15 protein-coding genes and 1 pseudogene are annotated in these 15,505 nt (G+C 39.4%); 4 read left to right on the top strand and 12 right to left on the bottom strand.

Going from position 1 to position 15,505, the window contains the following annotated elements:
- Positions 1-99: 99 nt before the first annotated feature.
- The 11 genes and pseudogenes from H6G18_RS16035 to H6G18_RS15980 form a co-directional block, all read right to left on the bottom strand.
- Complete coding sequence (locus tag H6G18_RS16035) at positions 100-1,569, bottom strand: NACHT domain-containing protein (protein WP_190408093.1); 1,470 nt, start codon at positions 1,567-1,569, stop codon at positions 100-102.
- Between the two features lie 180 nt (positions 1,570-1,749).
- Positions 1,750-1,911, bottom strand: a complete 162-nt coding sequence (locus H6G18_RS16030) for a hypothetical protein (RefSeq protein WP_190408092.1) — start codon at positions 1,909-1,911, stop codon at positions 1,750-1,752.
- A 123-nt stretch (positions 1,912-2,034) separates the two neighbouring features.
- Positions 2,035-5,274 (bottom strand): nSTAND1 domain-containing NTPase, encoded by a 3,240-nt coding sequence (locus tag H6G18_RS16025; RefSeq protein ID WP_190408091.1) that lies wholly within the window; start codon positions 5,272-5,274, stop codon positions 2,035-2,037.
- Positions 5,271-6,497, bottom strand: a complete 1,227-nt coding sequence (locus tag H6G18_RS16020) for a hypothetical protein (protein WP_190408090.1) — start codon at positions 6,495-6,497, stop codon at positions 5,271-5,273. The genes H6G18_RS16025 and H6G18_RS16020 overlap by 4 nt, the downstream gene beginning before the upstream one ends.
- A gap of 224 nt (positions 6,498-6,721) precedes the next feature.
- A complete protein-coding gene (locus H6G18_RS16015; protein ID WP_190408089.1) occupies positions 6,722-7,909 on the bottom strand; it encodes a beta-propeller domain-containing protein in 1,188 nt (395 codons plus the stop codon).
- Between the two features lie 33 nt (positions 7,910-7,942).
- Positions 7,943-8,176 carry a hypothetical protein gene (locus tag H6G18_RS16010; RefSeq protein WP_190408088.1) on the bottom strand — a complete coding sequence of 78 codons (234 nt, stop codon included), beginning with the start codon at positions 8,174-8,176 and terminating at the stop codon, positions 7,943-7,945.
- On the bottom strand, positions 8,169-8,330 hold the full coding sequence (locus tag H6G18_RS16005; RefSeq protein ID WP_190408087.1) for a hypothetical protein: 162 nt from the start codon (positions 8,328-8,330) through the stop codon (positions 8,169-8,171). The genes H6G18_RS16010 and H6G18_RS16005 overlap by 8 nt, the downstream gene beginning before the upstream one ends.
- A 57-nt stretch (positions 8,331-8,387) precedes the next feature.
- On the bottom strand, positions 8,388-8,777 hold the full coding sequence (locus H6G18_RS16000) for a type II toxin-antitoxin system VapC family toxin (RefSeq protein ID WP_190408086.1): 390 nt from the start codon (positions 8,775-8,777) through the stop codon (positions 8,388-8,390).
- A complete protein-coding gene (locus H6G18_RS15995) occupies positions 8,764-9,027 on the bottom strand; it encodes an AbrB/MazE/SpoVT family DNA-binding domain-containing protein (RefSeq protein ID WP_190408085.1) in 264 nt (87 codons plus the stop codon). Before H6G18_RS15995 ends, H6G18_RS16000 begins: the two co-directional genes overlap by 14 nt.
- A 235-nt stretch (positions 9,028-9,262) precedes the next feature.
- A pseudogene (locus H6G18_RS15985) lies at positions 9,263-9,559 on the bottom strand (hypothetical protein); the annotation flags it as partial.
- 70 nt (positions 9,560-9,629) lie between these two features.
- Entirely contained in the window at positions 9,630-9,800 is a 171-nt protein-coding gene (locus tag H6G18_RS15980) for a hypothetical protein (RefSeq protein ID WP_190408084.1), read from the bottom strand.
- Between the two features lie 516 nt (positions 9,801-10,316).
- Here H6G18_RS15980 and aroA point away from each other — a divergent pair.
- The 4 genes from aroA to H6G18_RS15960 all read left to right on the top strand — a co-directional run bounded on the left by aroA (position 10,317) and on the right by H6G18_RS15960 (position 14,333).
- Positions 10,317-11,597 (top strand): 3-phosphoshikimate 1-carboxyvinyltransferase, encoded by a 1,281-nt coding sequence (gene aroA, locus H6G18_RS15975; protein WP_190408083.1) that lies wholly within the window; start codon positions 10,317-10,319, stop codon positions 11,595-11,597.
- Between the two features lie 52 nt (positions 11,598-11,649).
- Complete coding sequence (locus H6G18_RS15970) at positions 11,650-12,096, top strand: DUF3598 family protein (protein ID WP_190408082.1); 447 nt, start codon at positions 11,650-11,652, stop codon at positions 12,094-12,096.
- 119 nt (positions 12,097-12,215) lie between these two features.
- Positions 12,216-13,619: a histidine--tRNA ligase gene (gene hisS, locus H6G18_RS15965; protein ID WP_190408081.1), complete on the top strand. Its 1,404-nt coding sequence runs from the start codon at positions 12,216-12,218 to the stop codon at positions 13,617-13,619.
- Positions 13,620-13,748: 129 nt separating this feature from the next.
- On the top strand, positions 13,749-14,333 hold the full coding sequence (locus H6G18_RS15960) for a hypothetical protein (RefSeq protein ID WP_190408080.1): 585 nt from the start codon (positions 13,749-13,751) through the stop codon (positions 14,331-14,333).
- 57 nt (positions 14,334-14,390) lie between these two features.
- On the opposite strand, the gene H6G18_RS15955 is transcribed toward H6G18_RS15960, so the two are convergent.
- Positions 14,391-15,332 carry an N-acetylmuramoyl-L-alanine amidase gene (locus H6G18_RS15955; protein WP_190408079.1) on the bottom strand — a complete coding sequence of 314 codons (942 nt, stop codon included), beginning with the start codon at positions 15,330-15,332 and terminating at the stop codon, positions 14,391-14,393.
- Positions 15,333-15,505 lie beyond the last annotated feature (173 nt).

Genomic DNA, 15,505 nt, shown 5'->3' with positions numbered 1-15,505 from the left:
GATTATGAAGTGTATTCAGAGGTAAGTGAAGCCATGATTTATGGTTCCTTACTTCGTCTCATGGTTAGGCGATTGTCTATTTAATATTTACTTTACGAATCAGCTCTCAATCAATAACCCATGTTGTGACTCAATCGCCTTCAAAACTGCTCGACTATCCCGCAGCCCAATTCCCAAAAACTCTGCTATGTAAGCCTCAATTTCTTGCTGCTCAAATAAAATATACTGTGGTTGCTCAAACTTTTTCACCGCCAGATAAATAAGTAACTCCAGCTTTCGTTCCGGCGATAAATCTCGGTAAATCTCATCTCGCTCAATCTCCCGCGACTTATCCCACCGCTCTAGTAGTAGCTCTAAACTTTCCTCATAAAGCTTGTAACGCTTTGAGTAGAACTTGCCAGTTTGGTGAAACACAACACACGTCAAACTCAGCAAAATTGGTGTAATCGCTAAATCCTGAATCGGTTGATTCGCCTCTAAAAAAAGTTGATTTAGAAACTCATGCGATCGCGCTAGTCCTGCTGAGTCATCCCCAATAACTGCCTGAAACCAATGCTCAGAAAATGTTCGCACTTGAGTTTCATTAAAATCTGCTACCTCTACGAAACTAAAACGTAGAGATTTCCACTTCGTCTCTCCTGTAAAACTTTGCGTCCGACAAGTCACAATTACCTGCACCTGCGGATAAGAACCAGCAAACTGCTTAATTTGCTCAGTGATGTTCCTAGCATCTTCCCCTGTTACTTCATCTAATCCGTCCAGCAATACTAATGCTCGACCTTGATGGAAAATTAAATTAATTTCTGTATTTGATAACTGCCAGCACTGTTCAAAATAACGCTCCAGTGAGTAAGTAAACTCACGTCCATAATTTACAAACTCTCGCAATTGAATCACGAATGGGATTCGATGCGCTTGTAAATTACCAGCGTTGCACTCGGTAACTATGCGTTGCAAATAAGTGGTCTTCCCTGAACCTGGTTTACCCACCACGATGAGATTTGTATTTTTCGCCAGTACGTCTAGTCCTGAAACCCTTTGCAGTTTTCTACCCAAGCCAATGCGATCTAAACTGCGCTCGCTGGGATTCTTACTGAAATCTTGCCACAAGTCATCGAGTTCTGACCTACGACTACTGCTCAGTTCCTCTAGGATGTTCACATCTACAAACAAATCACCTAAAGGAACCCAGTGATCTACACCCCATAGTGGCATCGTGCTATGTAATCGCTGAATATCATCATGAATGCGCGATCGCACTTGTTGCACCAGTTCATCAACAGACGGCTGGTTCTGCTCTTTAAATGTGGCAAATTGACCAGTAGCTTTTAGTTCCTCAAGGAGAGACCGAATTATTTCTCTAATTAATTCTGCATCTGCACCGTAATAAGTGCGATCGCCTATATGAATTTCCTGCCCTTGTCCTAGATTGACTGCATATTTCCCTTGCTGAGAGACAATCTGACTACCACTACTGAGCGATCGCCACAGGACTGTCATATCAGTTTCAGTCTGCTGTTGTTTGACTATGCGCTCAAGTATGGCGTTTAATTCTTCAGGGGTGGTCATTTGGATTTTGTTTCAAGTAGTAAATTTGTATTTGGGTTGAAATGGCGATCGCAACTAAGTCCCATTCTTCTAGTGTTGTTAGCATTGCCTAAAATTCAGTTTAATACTCTTACATTATTGGGTGAGAATTTATAGCAAAGCTAATGTGTTAGTTTATTGATCGTTAACTTAACTTACTTTCTAGTCCCTTAAACGCATATCATCTTTACCTGTAGATAGCCAATAAATTGGTGCGACTAACCCAAAAGGTCTCCAAACTGAAGGGTTAGCAATCACACCATAAGTACCTCCATCATCCCTGAACTGTTTTTTGAAATTTGGTTGTGGTGAGTTTCCTTTCATTCCAAATGCTGAAGAAAAGAAGTAATTAACAGCACATCCCCAACTTCTAGACCATTCTTGGACAGTAGCTTTTGTTTTGGGAAATTTCAGATTAACAAATCTGTCAATTTGACGTCGATGAATTCAAACTTCATTTAACTCAGCTTTGTTAAAAACAATAGCTATACGGTAGCTTTTCAAACTGATGTTTCTACCTACCAAACGGTCAGCTAATTCTGTTTGCAAACAAGCTAAAGCTTGAGAATATTGCCTATCTTCGATCGATGAGCTATCTAACAACAACAATAGACCTGAAGAATTGGCATAATCATCTAAATAAGTGGTTAGGTCAAATGACGATGCTCCACCGCGTAAATCCTGAAAAATATCCCCAAAATAATCTCTATATGAAATTTTCAACCTAACATTTTTTGTAATTAAAAATGTTGATTTTAATTCAATTAATAATCTGTAAATAGGGAGATTATCGGCATCTTCATTACGAGATATTGGAACTGATGGACAGCCTTGCTCTAAAATATCTTTTGCTATATTAATCAAGTTAGCTGAATCACCACCAAAAGAACTGACTGATAGAATGGGGTTGTCTGACTTAGCATTAGACCAACTAGCTAAGGCTGACATAAATGTTTTTTTTCCAGCCCCTCTAGGCCCAAGAATTCGGATAATTTTATCAGCATGAGCCTTTGTTATACCGTCATTTATTTTGTTAAATGAACTTTCTTTTTTAGCTTTAGCTGAAGTAGGTACATCAAATTCATTTAGTGATTTCTTAGAAAATATATTTTTTGCGACTTTATTGATAGTGTTAATTATGCTTTCTTCTTTATCTACAAAAATAATTTCTGTTATTTGATGTGATGATGAATTTTTTAAAGATTTAGCAAGTGCCGACAACATTGTATGAGATACTGCGTCTATAGGTAAATTATTTATTCCTGTTCCCAATAAGGGTATTACAATACGTTTTAATTCTTGATTTTCTGCTATATTAATTACAGACTCAACAACTTTACCTGTATTCACTATTGTATGCTTTGGAGATTCTGCTGTTGCACAAATAATGAAACTCTGAGATTGATTGTTATTAAATAAAAAAAGTTGATTATTGATTTTGGAGGGTAAGGCAACCAACAAAGGTTGTTTAGGGCTAATTTTAAATTGATTTTTATTATTTTTTTCCTGCTCAATTGCTTGAATCAGAAATATAAAATTCTTTCCTAACCATTCTTTAAATGATAAAGCTAAACTACCAAAGCCAAATTCTAAACCCATAGGGATTACAAAAACATCAAAAGGCAAAAGCCAAGGTTTATCACTACAAAAGCTATAAATTTTTGTATTACCTTGTTGTCCCAATAAATAAGCCTTTTCTTCAAATTCAGATTTTATTTTATTGATTGGTATATTAGATTCAAGTGAATCAGCAAGCTTCAGATATTCCCCACCCAAACGCCTCAAAGCCTGAGATGTGACTGTTGCGAAATATCCAATTTCTGCAATAATTTCACTATTCTTAACTTGTTGTGGATTTTTCAAAATAGCCGCAAAATTTTCTAGAGATATTCCTAATTTTTTTGCTAAATATTTCGATACTTCATCCACAACGTCTAACACATATTTTGAAGGCACAGAATCAACTAATAACTCTCGCACCCCATCCATAAACTCATACTGAACATAATCAGGATTGGTATCTACATTAATCTCAGATAAAGGCTTTAGTAATCCGCCTAAAAATACTTCAGCCACATGAACTTGTTGAGATGTGTCTAAAAGTGTTTCCCGAATCAATCGCACAATTGGCAGACTAATCACTGGTGCAGAAGCTAATAATCCTGCTAATTTTCGTGCCATGGGTGAAGCTGTTACTCGAAACGCCTGTACACGCTGTTCTGCACTCAAATCACTATGAGTAAGATTAAATAAACAGTTTGCTAGGCGAGGCCAGTTCTGTACAAGAGCCTCATGGATAATTTCAACCTGGGTGTCCTCTAATGTATTGCCTTGTGTTAAGCGTACTAGCCGCGCTTGAACCAATTTATCTAATACCCGATCAACATCATCCTGTTCTTCCCCTATCTGATATAGTGTTTTAAGCTGGATACGATTACTGGTAACTTCTTGCCCCTTGGTAGGTTGAACAATTTGCAGCAGCATACGTTTAACTATCATCTGCTCTTCAGGAATTAACTTCTCATAAAACTCTTCAGCACTAAGAGTCAGTGCCTGACGGCCTCCACCCGAAAGTTGATAAGTTTCCCAGGTAACTCGATTGCGCTCTCGGTTATCCCATAACTTCAGCAAAGTAAACTGCAAAAGTGGTAATGCTATTGGTTCGCCCAACACATCCTTAAGCAAAGCCTCAACTAGCCCTTCTTCAAATTTTAAACCCACTAACTCAGCAGGTTTTTCAATCGCCTCTCTTAGTTCGCTAACATCTAATGCTGTTATCAGTACCTGAGCCTGCTCAAATAAATTTTGGAACATCGACACCCGTGCTAGTTGACTATTAAAGTCGGCTCGCATTATAAGGATGACAATGTTTCGGCTATCTGGCGAGTGAATAAAGTCTATTATGTTTTCTATGAAAGCTTGGCGAACATTCTTATCACGGCATAGATTGAACACTTCCTCGAACTGATCCACGATGAGAACACTGGGTATATTACCCAAGCCATTGGTTAGTTTGGTTAAATGATTGCGATCTTTGTGAAAGCTCTCCACTTGCTGCTGAAGCCATTCACTATCATTAACACCAAGAGGTTTAGTGAGTCGAGCAAGGTTTTCTAATGGATTAACTCCTGGCACCATTGGCGAGTAGTAATGCCAGTTCTCGCTACCCGACAGCACACCACCTTTCAAGCTTGGCAACAGTCCGCCTAAAACGACTGATGACTTACCACTGCCAGAAGAACCGACCACGGCTAATAGACGGTTTTCTTTAAGGTGATTAACCAGTTTCTCTAAAAGACGTTGGCGACCGTAGAAAAGGCTTGACTTTTCCTCTCGAAATGCTTCCAACCCCAAGTATGGGCAGAGCGTGTCATCCAGTTCTGGAGCTAATGTTGGATCAAATTCAGCTAATGTAGCATCAGGCGGTTCGTGTCCTGCACGGTACAATATCGCCGTCCAGTAATCTAATAAACTTTGACTAGCCCATCGGTCTTCGTCGGCATCGAGTAGCGCACCAGTAGCTCGCCCTTGACAAATAAATGTTTCTATCTCTTTTAGCAACTCAGATGTACTGCCACTTTCTCGATGGCGTTTCAGGAGTTCACTGTGAGTAGCTCGTAGAGATGCCAGCGAAGCAAAGCTGCTTACGGTATTGTCAGAGGTAAGAGAAATACTAAATTCACTCATTCAATCAACCTCAGCACAGATACCAATGGTTCACCAACTATCCGCAAATTACCGCACAATCGCTTCAGATCCATATCAACTCGAAAGAAGCTACCGCCTGCACGTCGGCGGTAGCTTCGGAAGTATCGTTTGACTTTAACAGGATGTTTTGAGGCGATCGCACTATCCAAGTTTTCACTATCTTGCTGAAACAGTAACGCCCTTTCGTCTGTGCTGCTGTAGAGTGATTCTGCCATTGCTTTAAGGTCAGGCCAAGACAGTTCAAGTTCAAAAATATCTTGTTCAATATTGGCTTCAATCCGGCGTAATTCTAAATCGAGTTCTTGCCAGTCGTTGTGACTGTGAACAAGAATAGTTAAGCTATGTTCTAGGCTGGCAAGAGCCTCAACACCGTCATTGAATTGACTGGCTTTGTCTGCATCAAGTTCACAATGTGCTAAATTGTCTCGCACGCAAGTTAGTGCTTTCACCAGAGCAGGCAGCCTTAAGACCCGTGCTGCGATATTCAGACTAGTATTGATTCGTGAAGGTTGGATAGCCAGCACTCGGTTGATTAGCCATACAGCCCTTTTGATCTGTCTTGTGTCAAGATTTTCAATCCCACCGTGTAACTCTTCGGTAGCTTGCACAAGGTCTTTGAGCCAAAGAAGTTCTTTTTTAGCTAGGGTTCCCCGAAGCGCAATTTCTTGTATGTCAGTGACAATTTGCTGAAGTGTTAGCTTATGATCCATGAGGATGTCTAAAGCTGTCTCGTCATCTGGAAATCGTTTTGCCTCTTGAACAATACCGCCATAGCATTGGAACTCCAGCGTATGTAACAAGTCATGCAAATCTTTGTAATTGACTAAAACATCGATTTGTTCGCACACAGCTTGAAAATCGGTACGGAAAGCAAAGACAGCAGCACGCACTTGAGGTACTGCCATTAATTCAGTCAACGCATATAAGCCGCTACGAACAGATTGGCTGTTGTATCCATACTTAACTGCTTGCAGTTCGTCTTGGATAATTTTTCTAATTGTTTCAGCATCTGATCCCTTATAAATGCGATCGCCAATTTGAATATCCTGCCCTTCCCCAACGTTGACACCATATTTGCCTAGCTGTAACAAACTTTGGCGATCGCTTGAACTTAGTAACCGACGTAAAGCAGCTAAGTCTTTTTCATCGTGCTTATCACTACCAATGTCATCAAGGATATTGTTTAGCTCATTAGAACTCATTGTCGTTGGGGTTGGTATGGACTAGCTAGTCAGAAAAGCTTAGGATAATCGGCACTTGCAGCATTAAGTTAATATCCTTCTCAACTTAACTTCCGTTGAGAATCTGGTCAAGAATGTGACTTGGATGCACATAATTAGCCAAAGTATTCCTTAGTTACTGAGTTAAAAATATTTTAGACTTAAGTATTATAACTATTGCACAAATATAGTAAAATACGAATGATTTAAGAATACCTGCGCCAAACTTTGATGTTACCGCCTTCGCTACCAGTAACAAAATTTTGGCTATCTGAACTAATAGCAAGACAATTGATTGAGCTTAGATGAACTTCTAGGAGTGTGTGAAGTAGTTCTTGTGTTTCTAAATCCCAAAATTTGATTACGCCGCCTTCACTACCACTGATGAGAGTACGTCCATCGGGATAAATCACCAGACATTTTACTGGGGTTTTTCCTCTGTCTAGTGTGTGGAGTAATTCTATTTTTTTAGCGGAATTTATAGTCCAGATTTTAATGGTTTTATTAGAACTACCAGTGATAAATGTTAGAGAATTAGCAATAAATGTTACTGTATTGATTGAACTTTCATGAGCTTGTGCAAGGGAATAAATTAATTTTCCTGTTGTTAGGTTCCACGTTTTAATTGTGCCTGCTTCACTAGCAGTTACCAGTGTTTGTTTATCTGGGCTAATGCTAATTGCTTTGATGGGGGTTTTTCCTGCGCTTAAGTTGTGAATTATATTTTTAGTAAATAAATCTATTACCTTGAGTGTTCTATCAGAGCCACAGGTAACAACAGTTTGACAATTAGGATTGATGGCAACACAGTTAATTGCGCCTTTATGCAATTTTGTGGGATTGCCAGCTAATTCTCTAGTTGGTAAATTCCAAGTTCTCAATGTGCCTCCCTGACTACCAGCTATAATAGTCTTGCCATCTGTACTAATAGCTAGGGATGTAATAGCACTTTGGCTGGGGGGAGAACTGTAGAGTAATTGCAGAGTTCTCAAGTCCCAAAGCTTGAGTGTTTTGTCATTGCTGCCACTTACCAATGTTTGCCCATTGAGACTAATTGCTAAAGCGTTAATTGCACCTAGATGACCTTTGAAGGTGTGCAAGTATTTCCATTTTTGCAATGATTTATCTGCTCCTCGGCGGGGAAGTGCAAATTCTTCTAATACAGCTTGAATAATTGTTTTAATAGTGTCTGCATCAGTACCTTGGTAAATCTTATCACCAATGTGGATATCGCCTTGCCCTTGTCCAATGTTGACGTTGTATTTGCCTAACTGCACTACATTTTGGCTACTACTGGGAGTGAGTGATTGGCGTAAACTTGCAAGGTCGGCTGTTGTGAAATTGCCTGCTAGGATGCTGTCAATAATAGCAAGGGGGTCATTGGGGCTAGTCATTACCAGTGTCTCCCATTTTGGGTGTTCATTTTCCTAGTTCAACCTTTCCCAGCGTAGGAAATGCAACCGTCCTGATACTTCACCCGCTACAAATGTAAAGCCATCAGATGAGACGGCACAGCAGAAAATAGCACTGTCACCAGTCCAGGTGTGCAGGCAATTGCCAGAGTTTAAATCCCACAGGCGCAGGATGCCTGGAACTGTGACATAATCGCTATCATCGGTATTTTGGGATGAGAGGAGTTGAGCAATCGCACTTTCATTCATCCTCACAATACTCTCTTGCCTTTGCTGCTGGCGTTTTTCGATTTCGTCGCAGATGAAAAGTAGGCGATCGCATTTCTCTACAATGCGCTTTTGTTCTGCAATGGCGTAACCGCCCAGCGTAGCTGATCGCTCTTACCAAATTAATGTAAGGCAAAGAGGGGGCGATCGCCTCATCACATATTTTGAGGCTAGGTTTTTTGCTGAGTCATCACTAAGGCTGCTTGACTTCACAGGTAGTTAACCCCTTAGCCCTTTTCACAAATTTATCGTCAAAAGTGTAAAATTCTTCATGATTCTGACTTTGGGCTAGATGAAGCGCGTCAGCAAAATCTAAGCCTAATTCATGCCATTGCAACGCCTGAAACACTAAGCCCGAATTACTCAGATGGACATTTGGCAACCCAAACAACTTTTTTAACGCTGTACAGATTTCAACAGGTTTAAACTTATAAGCAAACCTTAGTACCCACTCAGTTTCTAGAATTACAGTATCTGGTATAAAAATCTTTTCGTTTTGAAAAATTGCTAGACTCTTGTGGTACTGTAATTCATCATCTTGGGTCAATAGGCGCACAATTATATTAGTATCAACTGCCACCATGCCACGATTCCTCTATACCTTGACGGATGGCATCATTCATATCTTCTAAAGATTTGGGTTCGCCTTGATATTTCAAGCAGCCTGCAACATCATTTAATGTAGTTTCTGCAAAGAGTTTCTTAGGTTTGAGAAGAATGCCATCACCCATGTTAATTGCTATTAATTCCTGTCCGATTTCCCAGCCAGAGGCTTTTAGTAATTCTTCAGGAATAATCACTTGTCCTTCATTTGATACTTTTGTTATTTCCATATGTTGTGGAGGTTTGATGATTATAAATTCACAACTTGTTTCTACTGCATTTTTAATTTTACATTTATTATTCTTCCACTGCGCTAAGTGCTTTGAGGGTAGCGATCTCCGATAAGGTTAAACCCTTAATGCCTGTAATGTTCATACCAGCATAGGGTCTATTATCAAGGGTCTTGAAACAATTACCAGACTGAACATCCCAAAATTTCATTGTTTCATCCAAACTACCACTAACATCAACCTCAGACAGCAGAATTGAGGGGTTATTATGGTCTAATGCTTTGCGAAAAGCCTGTTTAATGGCCTCTTGTCTGAATAATTCCAGAAATGCTTTTGGTTTACCAACACCTTACTCGACTAAGGCATAGGCGTAAACACCGCTAAAATCCGCAGGTGGATGCTCTGGATCAAGGTTAAATTGCTGGAGTAACTTAATTACTGTTTCACTACGCAGAATTTTTTCTTTAATCAAAAGATTAGCAATGCCCGTAACTGCGTTGATTACTAGATCCAGATTAATTAAGCTCATCATGACACCCCAAAAATGCAGAGTAACCTTGCTAAACTATGGTTAATTACTATTATTACAAGGCATATCTGAGCTATAAAAGTTTTATTTTATACTTTCTCAAGCATTGCTTGATTAGTGGTTGGCAGGTTGATGAGTAGCGATCGCCTACGGCGGAGCGTAGTCCATTGCCATCACTAAAAATATATAGTGCTTTGTGCGAACCAAGATTTTCGCTGTTTTGGTTCTCATATTGACACTTCATTGATCGGCTAAATTTAACCCTAATTCTTAAATTTTACCTACCCATTTAACTATCTTTGTCAAGATAAAAGTCCTAAACTAATTAGGAAATAAAATTTTACATTTTAATTAGAATGAACTTTTCTCTTTAGATTTTGGGTTTCTTTACTTATGTGTGAAAGCTACTTTTAATAATTTCTAATAAATGGTGTAAAAATGGTGTAATTTATAATTTATTTACCTGAAACCCTTGATATAGAAAGAATTTGGACAGGACTGAAAATCCTCGTGTCACCAGTTCAAGTCTGGTTCCTGGCATTCAATCACTATAAAGCAAATAACCCACACACTAACATAGTGTGTGGGTTATTTGTCTGGTTGACACGATTGCTGCTACTGGGTATCAAGCCCCGATTTTACTCTTACCCCCAGCCTCTTCGTTAACAGAAAACCAAAAAATATGACTGTTCAAGCAACCTTCATGATATGGGAACATATATAAGTTGTATGTAGCTGACCACCCACAAAGAGGTTTTACGTGGATACTATCGCCATCCCCGCCCTGAATCGTTCTGTGGATGCCACAGTAGAGATTCCTGGTTCTAAAAGTATCACTAATCGGGCATTACTTGTTGCTGCTTTAGCGCAAGGTGACTCTACTTTAGAAAATGCTTTATTTAGTGAAGACAGTGAGTATTTTGCTAAATGTGTAGAGCAGTTGGGCATTCCCATTACACTAAATGCTCATCTGGCTCAAATCCAAGTTTCAGGAAAGGGAGGGGAAATTCCAGCTAAACAAGCAGATTTGTTTGTTGGACTGGCGGGTACAGCAGCAAGGTTTATCTCGGCTCTGGTAGCACTAGGAAATGGTGAATATCGCTTAGATGGTGTTCCACGGATGCGGGAACGACCTATGGGGGATTTGCTGACAGCCCTACAAGCTGGTGGAGCAAAAATCAACTTTGAAGGCAACCCTGGTTTTATGCCCTATACTATTTACGGTCAGCAGTTTGCTGGTGGGCATTTTCGCTTAAAAGCTAACCAAACCAGTCAGCAACTTTCCGCATTGCTGATGATTGCACCCTACGCTCAACAGGATACAACTATTGAGGTTGAGGGTACATTAGTTTCCCAGTCTTACGTCAAAATGACTTGTCGTCTCATGGCTGATTTTGGCGTAGATGTTACCCAAACCGACGACAATCAATTTCATATCAAAGCGGGTCAACGTTACCAAGCCCGACACTATACTATAGAACCCGATGCGTCGAATGCGTCTTACTTTTTCGCCGCCGCCGCCGTCACTGGGGGAAGGGTGCGGGTTAACCATTTGACCAAACAATCCTGCCAAGGTGATATTCTCTGGCTCAATGTTTTAGAACAGATGGGTTGTCAGGTGCATGAGGGTGAAAATTACACCGAAGTTATCGGCCCAGAACAATTACAGGGTATCGACATTGATATGAATGATATGTCGGATTTAGTGCAAACATTGGGAGCGATCGCACCATTTGCCAGTTCACCTGTTACCATCCGTAATGTAGAGCATATCCGCTACAAAGAAACCGAACGCATCCGCGCTGTTGTTACTGAATTACGTCGCTTAGGTGTCAAAGTAGAAGAATTTGCCGATGGGATGAAAATTGAGCCAAGCCCCATTACCCCAGCCGCCATCGAAACCTACCACGACCATAGAATGGCAATGGCTTTTGCCGTTACAGGCTTAAAAGCTCCGGGTATTGTGATTCAAGATCCCAGTTGTACAGCAAAAACCTTTCCAGACTACTTTACCCGATTCTTGAAGATGATTGGTCAATAGTCATTGGTCATTAGTTTTTCTCACTCCATCTCCTGTACCCTGTACCCAAATTATGTCTAACATCCGCGAAGAAATGCCCGTGCTTGCTCGTCATGAAGGTGAATGGGTAGGCACATATACATTAATTGATACCTCAGGAAAAATTCTTGACCACCATGAATCTCACTTAAGCTGCCAATTTCCTGAAGATGGCCCCTATCCCTATTATCAAATTAATCGCTACACATGGGCTGATGGGAAACAAGAAGAACATAAATTTCCTGGGACGTATCAAGATAAAATACTGTGGTTTGATAGCGATCGCATTCAAGGCAAAGCCTGGGAAATAGATGACTCTAGCGTAATTTTGTGGTTTTCTTATAAGACAGTCCCAGCAATGTACTTGTATGAAATGATTCAAATTAGTCCTGATAATAACCATCGTGCGAGAACTTGGCACTGGTTTAAAAATGATCAAATATACCAACGTACTCTGATTCAAGAAGAACGGCTAAAATAATAATCCACCAGATGTAAAATCTCTAGGGTGCGTTCACTGAGTGGGCGCACAATTTTCTGAAAGAATGAAATAGAAAGGGTGGAGAAATTTGCACCCTAGAAACTTGAAAAGGTACACGCATGGCAAAAAGTGACAAAATCAACTTCTCAACTCCTAGCGGATTTCCCGAATTTCTGCCTAGCGAAAAACGCCTAGAATTATATTTACTAGATACCATCCGTAGAGTTTATGAAAGCTACGGATTTACACCTATTGAAACTCCCGCAGTTGAACGCTTAGAAGTATTACAAGCTAAAGGCAATCAAGGTGATAATATTATTTATGGTATCGACCCGATTTTGCCACCAAATCGTCAAGCAGAAAGAGATAAATCTGGGGAAACAGGTTCAGAAGCCAGAGCCTTAAAATTTGACCAAACTGTTCCTTTAGCAGCGTATATTGCCCGTCACTTAAATGAATTAACCTTTCCCTTTGCTCGTTATCAAATGGATGTGGTTTTTCGAGGAGAGCGAGCAAAAGATGGACGTTTTCGTCAGTTTCGTCAGTGTGATATTGATGTAGTTGGGCGACGTGAACTCAGCTTGCTTTATGATGCTCAAATGCCTGCAATTATTACCCAAATATTTGAAGCAGTTAATATTGGTGATTTTTTAATCCGCATTAATAACCGCAAACTTCTTACAGGATTCTTTCAATCGTTAGAAATTGCCGAAAATCAAATTAAGACTTGTATTGGCATCATTGATAATTTAGAAAAAATCGGTGAAACTAAAGTAAAACAAGAATTAGAAAAAGAAGGTATATCAGTAGAACAGACACAAAAAATTATAGACTTTATCAAAATTGATGGCAGCGTTAATGACGTATTAAATAAACTCAAACATCTATCACAAAATCTACCAGAATCAAAACAATTTAATTTAGGTGTCAGCGAATTAGAAACAGTGATTACAGGCGTGCGGAATCTGGAAGTTCCCGAAAAACGTTTTTGTATTGATTTATCAATCGCTCGTGGGTTAAATTACTATACAGGCACAGTCTACGAAACAACTCTTATCGGTCATGAAGCTTTAGGTAGTATCTGTTCTGGAGGCAGATACGAAGAATTAGTGGGAACTTTTTTAGGTGAAAAAATGCCCGGAGTGGGCATTTCTATCGGCTTAACTCGCTTAATTAGCCGATTACTTAAAGCAGGTATTTTAAATACCTTACCTGCTACGCCAGCCCAGGTAGTAGTAGTCAATATGCAAGATGACTTAATGCCAACTTATTTAAAAGTGTCACAACAGTTGCGTCAAGTAGGCATTAATGTAATTACAAATTTTGAAAAACGCCAGTTAGGTAAGCAATTTCAAGCAGCAGATAAACAAGGCATTCAATTTTGTGTAATTATTGGCGCCGATGAAGCCGCAGCACAAAAATCATCCCTCAAAGATTTAAAATCAGGCGAACAAGTAGAAGTGACTTTGGAAAACTTGGCGGCAGAAATCAAAAGAAGGTTGATACAGCATTCCGCTACATAATAGGGTGTATTAGACACTTAAACAGATAGTCCGAAGCTGTGTTTACATTATTTAATTCTTTCTGTGTTGCATATTAGGACTAAGAGGGATTAATAAGAAGGTGAGAAATTCTGTTTTTTTACCGTCACTATGCAGTATCCACTAGAACTTACCTTCAAATTTTGGGCTTTAGCACCGCAAATTTCTGTTGTTGATGCTCAAAGCAACTTGGTTTTCTACGTCAAACAGAAACTGTTCAAGCTCAAAGAAGCAATTACCATTTTTGCCGATGCCGATCGCACTCGTCCCTTATACTACATCAAAGCCGATCGCATTATTGATTTTTCTGCTCGCTATGACTTCACCGACAGTAACGGTGCTAATATTGGTGCTGTTAAACGACGTGGCTTAAAATCCCTGTGGCGTGCGCGTTATGATATTTTTGATGGCGAGATAACTAATTTAAATATTCAAGAAAAAAATCCTTGGGTGAAGATTGCGGATGCCTTATTTGCAGAAATCCCCATTTTAGGTATGTTCACTGGTTACGTATTTAACCCAGTTTATTTAGTCAGCCGATCTGATGGTACAGTTGTAATGCGTTTGGAGAAAATCCCTTCGTTCTTCTCCAGAAAGTTTACCATCAAACCTATCGATCAAATTAGCGATCGCGAAGAGCAACAAATTTTATTAAGCTTAATGATGATGCTTTTATTAGAACGAAATCGTGGCTAGTGATAAGAAGGCTAGAAGCAAAAGAAAATTTTACTAGCCTCTAGCCATTCACTAAAACTAACCGATTAATTTTTGCCAGCTCATTGGCCCCACAATTCCATCAGCCAGCAAACCATTCTGCCTTTGAAATCTCTTAATTGCTGCTTCTGTTTGCGGGCCATAAATACCATCAACGCCAACACCTACTCGAAATTGTAAGTATCTGACAACTGGGCCTCCGGCATGATTAGGTCTGATAATTCTTTTAGCTAAAATCAGATTAATCGAGTTCCATGTTGCTTCGTTTACAATTCCAGTTTTTTCAATCCCCACAATGCCTTGAAATTTCTCTATCGCAAATTTTGTCTCAGAATTAAGTTGGCTATTTTCTACGAGAGGTCTATTGTTTCTATCGGTAATTTTGAGACGATTTAATGATTTTTGTAGTCTCAAGATACTTGTATCTATATTCTGTTCTTCATCTGGTACAGAAGCTACAGGAGTACTAGGTAATTTACCTGTTAATCCTTTAACAATTGCGTTGGCTGTTGCTTCTGAATCATATATATTCATGTCTTTTTGCGAATCAATGAAGCAGCACTCTACCAGAATCGCTGGCATATTTGTATTTCGCAAAACAAAAAGGTGAGAACCATTTTTCACCCCACGGTTAAAATATCCTAATTTTACAATTTCGTCTAATACTGGTTTAGCTATTCTCCTACCATTATCACTAGCTGCAAATACTTCTGTACCGTTGGCTTGTCCATTAAAGGCATTAAAATGTATAGAAACAAAAACCTCTACTTTGCTGGCATTTGCTTTGTTACATCTTTGAGAAAGAGAATCCTTGACTGAAGTTGCTCTATCTGGTTTACACGAAATTACTTCATGCCCTAAAGCCTTTAACTTAGATGTCACTCGATTGCCTACATCTAACGTGAGACTATCCTCAACTTTGATGCCTCTAGCTCCAGTGTCTGGTGGGCAATTGTGACCAATATCAATTCCATATCTCATAGATACATCCTCTAATTATTTCCTCACTGCTGCAATTGCTATTTTGATGTTAAATTAATCTCATCGTTATTACAGCAAAGTTGAGCAAGATACTACCTGTGTAAATCGTCGATTAATCAAGTTCGTATTGTAACAAAAAAAATAACTTTACATGATTGCTCAACAATAGTTTA

Origin of the sequence: Anabaena subtropica FACHB-260, assembly GCF_014697105.1 — a bacterium.
GTDB lineage: Bacteria > Cyanobacteriota > Cyanobacteriia > Cyanobacteriales > Nostocaceae > Trichormus > Trichormus subtropicus.
Note: the sequence above shows the minus strand (reverse complement) of the source record. Positions and strands in the feature narration are given on the sequence as shown.

Bases quoted from the DNA above. Each gene is read 5' to 3' on its own strand.
- H6G18_RS16035 (WP_190408093.1), bottom strand. From the start codon at position 1,569: ATGACCACCCCTGAAGAATTAAACGCCATACTTGAGCGCATAGTCAAA.
- H6G18_RS16030 (WP_190408092.1), bottom strand. From the start codon at position 1,911: ATGAAAGGAAACTCACCACAACCAAATTTCAAAAAACAGTTCAGGGAT.
- H6G18_RS16025 (WP_190408091.1), bottom strand. From the start codon at position 5,274: ATGAGTGAATTTAGTATTTCTCTTACCTCTGACAATACCGTAAGCAGC.
- H6G18_RS16020 (WP_190408090.1), bottom strand. From the start codon at position 6,497: ATGAGTTCTAATGAGCTAAACAATATCCTTGATGACATTGGTAGTGAT.
- H6G18_RS16015 (WP_190408089.1), bottom strand. From the start codon at position 7,909: ATGACTAGCCCCAATGACCCCCTTGCTATTATTGACAGCATCCTAGCA.
- H6G18_RS16010 (WP_190408088.1), bottom strand. From the start codon at position 8,176: ATGAATGAAAGTGCGATTGCTCAACTCCTCTCATCCCAAAATACCGAT.
- H6G18_RS16000 (WP_190408086.1), bottom strand. From the start codon at position 8,777: ATGGTGGCAGTTGATACTAATATAATTGTGCGCCTATTGACCCAAGAT.
- H6G18_RS15995 (WP_190408085.1), bottom strand. From the start codon at position 9,027: ATGGAAATAACAAAAGTATCAAATGAAGGACAAGTGATTATTCCTGAA.
- H6G18_RS15980 (WP_190408084.1), bottom strand. From the start codon at position 9,800: ATGAAGTGTCAATATGAGAACCAAAACAGCGAAAATCTTGGTTCGCAC.
- H6G18_RS15970 (WP_190408082.1), top strand. From the start codon at position 11,650: ATGTCTAACATCCGCGAAGAAATGCCCGTGCTTGCTCGTCATGAAGGT.
- hisS (WP_190408081.1), top strand. From the start codon at position 12,216: ATGGCAAAAAGTGACAAAATCAACTTCTCAACTCCTAGCGGATTTCCC.
- H6G18_RS15960 (WP_190408080.1), top strand. From the start codon at position 13,749: ATGCAGTATCCACTAGAACTTACCTTCAAATTTTGGGCTTTAGCACCG.
- H6G18_RS15955 (WP_190408079.1), bottom strand. From the start codon at position 15,332: ATGAGATATGGAATTGATATTGGTCACAATTGCCCACCAGACACTGGA.